Origin of the sequence: Shewanella sp. POL2 (genome assembly GCF_000282755.1) — a bacterium.
In the GTDB taxonomy this organism is placed as follows: domain Bacteria; phylum Pseudomonadota; class Gammaproteobacteria; order Enterobacterales; family Shewanellaceae; genus Shewanella; species Shewanella xiamenensis.
This window is the reverse complement of record NZ_AKZL01000057.1, coordinates 22,210-28,892: the sequence shown is the minus strand read 5'-3', so window position 1 is coordinate 28,892 and position 6,683 is coordinate 22,210. Positions and strand designations below refer to the sequence as shown.

4 protein-coding genes are annotated in these 6,683 nt (G+C 46.0%); all 4 read right to left on the bottom strand.

Annotation, left to right across the window (positions count from 1 at the left end):
• Positions 1–452: 452 nt before the first annotated feature.
• Complete coding sequence (locus tag SHEWPOL2_RS15045) at positions 453–1,535, bottom strand: hypothetical protein (protein ID WP_239642772.1); 1,083 nt, start codon at positions 1,533–1,535, stop codon at positions 453–455.
• A gap of 63 nt (positions 1,536–1,598) precedes the next feature.
• Positions 1,599–2,333 carry a DUF1566 domain-containing protein gene (locus SHEWPOL2_RS15040; RefSeq protein WP_037429519.1) on the bottom strand — a complete coding sequence of 245 codons (735 nt, stop codon included), beginning with the start codon at positions 2,331–2,333 and terminating at the stop codon, positions 1,599–1,601.
• A 319-nt stretch (positions 2,334–2,652) separates the two neighbouring features.
• Positions 2,653–3,177: a DUF1566 domain-containing protein gene (locus tag SHEWPOL2_RS15035; protein ID WP_037429517.1), complete on the bottom strand. Its 525-nt coding sequence runs from the start codon at positions 3,175–3,177 to the stop codon at positions 2,653–2,655.
• Between the two features lie 133 nt (positions 3,178–3,310).
• Positions 3,311–6,682, bottom strand: a complete 3,372-nt coding sequence (locus tag SHEWPOL2_RS15030) for a DUF1566 domain-containing protein (protein ID WP_037429515.1) — start codon at positions 6,680–6,682, stop codon at positions 3,311–3,313.
• Position 6,683 lies beyond the last annotated feature (1 nt).

The following is a 6,683-nucleotide window of genomic DNA, read 5'->3' as shown; positions in this document are numbered from 1 at the left end:
GCGTGAAGATGAAACGGTGAACCATCCTTACTGCACTCTGATTAGGAAACAGGTCATACAGACCGGAGCTTTGAATAGACAGTAAGGTGCGAATTACATCATGGCGCAGGCCATTTATAGGCCAGAGATGAAGTCGGATATATGTTAGCGACCGTACCCTTTAATTGACTATTGCATCATGATATGCGTCCATATATGTTTCCTAAATCGATTATGCGGGTAAAGCCGCCTTAATTGATTAAATTGAACTAAACTTCGATGTCCATACTAATACTGATACATCTTGCCGGGATCCATGTAGCGAAGGTATTTGTGTAACCTGGCGCGCATGATGCGAGCACCGAGTTCCTTGTAAAATCTTTACGAGTGCGGAGATCTATTATTAGGAACAGCTATTTAACTGATACTGACAACGGTAAACAGATCTACGTAAGCACACCACGCTGAAAAACCTAACGCGGCCAATCACTTTGTTCATATAACTGCCATAGTGTTAGGCAAGGCGCTTTACCTTGATAACAGCGCAAACGATGTTGATTTTTGGCAGAAATTGGCACTGGCTGTGATTCACGCGTCTTCTGTTGTAAGTAGGCTAGGCTGCGCTGCATGATGGCTTTATCGTCAGGGTAGTAATCAATATCGTCGATTAGCTGCAACTGCGCTTCGGCGTACGCCACGGCCTCGGTTTTATCTAAACCAAACAGCGTAATAAAGCCCAAATACTCATCAATATGCGCGATGATGTTGTCTTGCCATATGCGGGCATCGAGCAGTTCAAATCGGATCACTTGCGGCCATACTTTGGCGGCACTTTGCACATCACCGCGCGCAAGGTATTGGTCGATTTGATGCTCTAATAACAAAGCAAAAAAGTCATCAATGACAATGCCTTTGCCACCACCATTGTCGGTAAGGTAAATCGGCACAGCCGAGAATGAGTCATCATTCTGCATCCGCTTCGCCCATTGCAAGCAGTGATTATCGCTTGGCCAATCGGCCCACCGCCACCAAGGCTGGCTCGCTTTTAGCGGATGATCCAACTGCTGAAACTGCTCAAGCTGTTTTGCCATACGGTTTTTTAGCCAAGCACTGAAGGTGATGCTTTGCTCAGTGGTGCTGCTTTGCAATAGCGTTTGCAACTCGTCACGTAAAAAAGGCCGATCCTGCTTAAAACGAAAGCGTTCGTTCAGCAGTGCAAGGCGACTTTTAAGATAGTCCTGCTGTGAAAATTCATTTTGATTTTGCAGCACTTCTTGCAATAGCTGATTATCGTAAGCGAGATAAGGCAAGGGCCAATAGGCTTCACCTTGGCACAGCGCCAGCGCATACTGTTTCTGCGCCCGAGCCATTACGCGGGCATATTCGCCCTCTTCAAGGTTTAAATAGTAGGGCACGGGCATAGGGGATAGAGGGTCGCTGTCCCCCGCGGTTGCCGCACCACGCTGTGCAGTGCTCAGCGTATAACCACCAATACCAAGCAACCCTATACCCAGAAGCACTAACCCAAGCCGCTTTATTTGCTTCACTCGCAGCATCCGCACCTACTCTGCCTTATTTACATCCTAAAATCCGCCACAAAGACGCACTGCCAAAGCCAATCACTGTCCAACACGTACCAAACGGACGTTAATGTAGCTCAACTCAAAACCGTTCTTATAATTGCGGCCGACGCCACCAACACCGAAGTGGACGAACCACGCAATGCTACTATCACTAGCATAGGGCGAAGACGACCAATAACTAGAATCACTCGACTCTGGCATATTTGGAAAAGCACTGGTATTAATTGTCGGCCTTTGGTAGTTGTTGCCAAGGCAACTGCCATCGGTATGGCCTGAATACTCACCATTGGGGCGTGCTAAGGGTGCTCGACCTGCCGAGCATTGCACCAGAGTATCTAACTCATCGACAGTGGGTACCCGCCAGTCGCTGTGGCCTGCATAGCTAAAACTCATTGCAGTTTTCAACGCATCATTCCAATCCATCTCCATGGCCAAACCTGCGCAGGTGCTGCCTGTCCATTGCTGCCCAAGACTGCAACGCATCCAGGTAAGGTTGGTTTTGGCATCGGTAATGGTGCCATCGCCGTTATCACGATAACGCCCATCAATAAGGGCTTTAGCTGGGGCGCTGGCAGGCTTGGATGCGGTATTACTAGCATATTGAGCTTGACATGCCTCTGTGATCGCTTTTACAGCGGCATCATGGGTAATGCCCTGCAATTTTTCGGCTAAACAACTAGCATAATCACTGGCCTGCGCCGGTTTTGATAAACACAAAAAACCGCACAGAGATATGAAAAATAATACGGTCAGGGTTCGTTGACTACTCATAAGCGATCCTTGTTATTAATTAGGTTTTGGCTAACTTTTAGCAGGTGAAATAATCCGCAATATCTACCATCAGCAACGCCAAATCGTTTGGGTATAGCGGTTAAGCGAAAACACTCCATAAATCCCCCCAAAGGTCAGTGATGGCAGCAACGGCAACCAAGCCCTAAACGCCCTCGCAGCAGAACTTAATTAACCCCAAATAGTGCGAGGATGTGTCAGAGTGCGCGAGGAGAACGACTAAAGTGATGAGTTTAGTTTTAGTCATACGGCTCACTACTGATAAGCCTTAATTACAACACCACAGGTCAAAAGCTAATTACTATCCGCCTCGCACCAAACGGACGTGGTAATAGTGGAACCTAACGTCGAGGTAGACGCTACCACTGTTGAAGTCAACGATCCACGATGTGTGATTACTGGAACTATGCGAAGACGACCAATATCCACTAGGTGACGTATTGGGAAATATTTGGCTATTAATTGCAGGGTGATGACAGCGGTATTCAATAATTGAAGCCAGTTCATTTTTATTAGGCAAGCGCCAATCACTATAGCCTGCAAATAGATTATCTTTGGCTTGCGGGGCAGACGCAGACCAATTGTAAGTCGTTGCATTATCTATACAATAACTGCCATCCCACGTTTGCCCCAAACTGCAACGCTGCCAGATTAGCCCAGTGGTTAGATGGGTGACTGTGCCATCGCCATTATCAGTAAACTCACTGCTCGGTGTGGTCGCTTGAATAGCCGAGTTTTCAATACCAGAACAGAGTTCGCTAGCATAGACTTGCATTTCCACAATAAGCAAAAATATCCAAAGTATTAACTTATTAAAATTGAGCATTAACATATTTCCTTAAACAAAAGCATCCTGTTTTAGCAATACTACGAAGCTAGGGCCTTTTCCACCTGTTGCAACCTTTTGAAAAACAGTATTTCTGCTACTTACAACACGTCCAACTAAAATCTATTAACAATTACTGTTCGTTACGAACTAGGCGTACAAAATTGTTACCACTGCGATACATTTCGACACCACCATAAGAAAACATGACCATCCATGAATTTCCTGCGTTTGGAGCATTGCGTACTGAGGTCCAATATGAATCAAACGGTGTGGTGATAGGGAAATTAGGGAAGTAATCTAAATCAATTGCAGGATTTGCTCTTCCATTATGAACAATACCCATCAATTCTTTGACCGTTGGCAAACGCCAATCGCTGGCACCACATAACCCTTGGCTATTGACTGCATTAACAAAGGCTTGAGTATCACAAGCGCTGCCTTGGCAAGTGCCGCCGTTTTGTGTGCCGGCATCCCCCCCATTGGTGCTGTTATCGGGGTTATACCAGCTGTAGGTATGGTTGGCATCGCGCAGGCCAGCGCTGCCCGCGGGTTGTTTCACTTCCCAAATTAGGCCAGTGTGATTATCACGTACGCAGCTCCATTCGCTGGCGCTTTCCGGCAACGGGTTACCGCTGTTATCCAGCTTGGTAAAATCAAAGCCTGCCGCACCGCCACCGATTTTTTGCAACTGGCCGCTGCGCGCAAGCGCATCGCGGCCATACTCGGCATCTTGGCCCTCATAACCTTGTACTGGGCAATCCAAGTAGTTATTGCTGCCATCGGCGCACCAATCGATTCCAGTATCATTAAGTTTGCCAGTGGGTTGGGCGACTTTGAGGGTAACGAGTTGCACTTGATTACTTAAGGGGCTTTCTTTATGTGCGCCTTGGGTGGTGGCCACCATAAAATACGCAGTATCGGCCGCTAAACCAGTAAAGCGGTACTCAGCAGCGCCTTTTACCGACGTGCGCCTTGCACCTTTTAAACTAGCGTAGTTGGCAATATCGTTTAAGTCGGTAAAGCTTTCTTCGGCGAGATACAGATTGACTGTGCTGCCCTCTTCAATATTGCGCCAATTGAGGGTAATACTGGCGCTGCCATCGGTTTCAATTTGATAACGCGGTTGCTCAAGCATTGGCGTACGTAGGCGCTCACCCACCGCAACTGTTTGGCTGACCGTGGTTTCAATCCCCGCTTGGGTGACAACAGTTAAGGTAACGGTAAAGCTACCTTCGGCGTAGATATGTTCGACCAGGGTAGAATTGGTTTCTAACACCGCTGAGCCATCACCAAAGTCCCAGCGATAGGTGACAATCGGGTCAAGGTTTGACTGCACTATTTGAGAGACATCAAACCCAATCACATAGCCACCGTTATCGACGGGCATTTGCACTGTGCCAAAACCGACATTACTTACGGCTGGCACAAAACTAATTTTGTGGGTAATCGCGTTAGTGGAGTGGCCATCAATTAGAACCAATACGGGTTTATCGCCTTCACGATAAATATGTTGGTAACTGATCAGCGCCTGAGCATCACTTAGCTCGGGTTTTAACTTGAGGCTATTTGCTAATTTATCGTTGTCTTCATAAATGGTTGCACCTGACTTAGTGCCATTAAACCAAGTATTAGCATACCAGTCGCCAGCGCCACATCTTGTATCGTAGGCGTCAGCCATTGATGTATTTGCCATTTGGTAATCGACATATTTCAAGTCGTTTAATAGGGTGCGAGTACATAAAAAGCGGCTGGCATAGCCACGCTGATTGGTGTCAATAATCTTGGCTTCATAGAGAGATTGAGGCGGCACATTACTACTCATCAACCAAGGTGAACGAGTGGTATCGAACATATTTGGGCGTGAGAGTGCAACCTCAATATCCAATTGATCAAGGTGTTCTAAAGCAATAACCGTATCTTTAATCACATTGGTATTACTGAGTTGCTTAACTAATTCACGCGCGCCATTATTTGCCACACGATAGATATCCACACGGCTTTGCATTGCTCCCAGCGGGTTTAATTTGCCGTCGACCAAAGCAACTGACATTTTGCCCGGAGCCCAAGCTAAATCCCAAAGAAAAGGCAATAGCTTGTTGGCAATGCTGTTACCAATGGAGACCCCTTGGCTAAGTTTGTCAGTGACATGATAAATATGTGCTCGGCCATCACTTCCCGTCATGCGTTGCAGTGCGTATTTAGCTAATATGGTTGCACCGTCGGCCCCGTCAAAAACTTGCTCCGCCATTTCGGCGCTAGCTTCTACGCCAAGCTCAAAAATCGTGCTGATCATTTTTTGCGGATCGGCTTTAAGATCTTGATAAATATCGCTCGAATTTAGTACTAACGAGGAAAGCAAAATCACGACTCGCGCTTGGTTTAGGTCCTTAATTTGAGCTTCAAGGGATGTAATGATCTCCTTTTGCCCCTTTGCTTGCGCGATCATTAATTGTTGCCGTAATCCCTTTTGATAAGCGGCTAATGCTTGCCCGAGTGGCTCCATAATATATTTAGCAATAATGATTTCTGCCGTCTTTGGATCAGCACCTTTGAGGCTTTCGGTGAATTTTTTAGCGCCAAATTTGATTAACTCATCATAGGAATCACCTGACACTTTACCTGCATCAATGTCGGCTTTTAATAATCGCTGGTATTGCTGCTTTAAGGTGCCTTTTATTGGTGAGTCCTCATCCACCTCCCCGGTAATAACTTGCAGTTTTTCGAGTCCCGTGAAAATGATTTCACTGTCGTGTAGGGTATATTCCAGCCAAGGGTAATCGGCCGCATTAATATTAGCATCATCAACAAAGTTGCTAAGGATATCCCGTGAAAGTTTTACATAGTCAATAAAATCAGCGTATTTATTCCAAAACTTTTGATCTCTTGCATTTCTGACATAATCGGCAAAATGGGCAAACCTATCCAATGATTGTTGAAACTGGTTGCGTTTTTTAGCTGTAGATATTGGCCCCCCAGTGACGGTATTGGCGGCAATATCAACAACCACTAACGTATTTAATGCCAATAGCGCGACCATATCGGCAAAGTCTTCTCCTTCCATGCTTTCATTATCATTATACTCATTCACCAAGCCCACTAAACTAATGCCTTTGAGGGTCAGCTCAGCATTTTGCCAACCGTTAGCCGTTGGCAGTACCTTAGGTAATTCAAGCTCAGTGCTTTCGTATTTCCGCTGCGGCAGCTTTAACTCAACCTTAGGGAAAAAACCATCGAGTTCAAGATCGGCAACATCAAAGTCGATACGTTGACTAGAAGCACTCACTAAATGACGCCCCGTTTGGTATTCGGTTTTAGGATCGTAACCGCGCAATAAATAATAGGTGAGGTAACCGCTATTAACGGTCAATTTGCCTGTATCATCTAAGGTGAAATTAATATTGTCATTTAAACGGTACTGCGTTTGCGCTTGTGCACTTCCCATTGCCATGGTGATGGCAAACATACCGATACTGGCTGCGACTTTGAGTTTAAACCCTTTCATC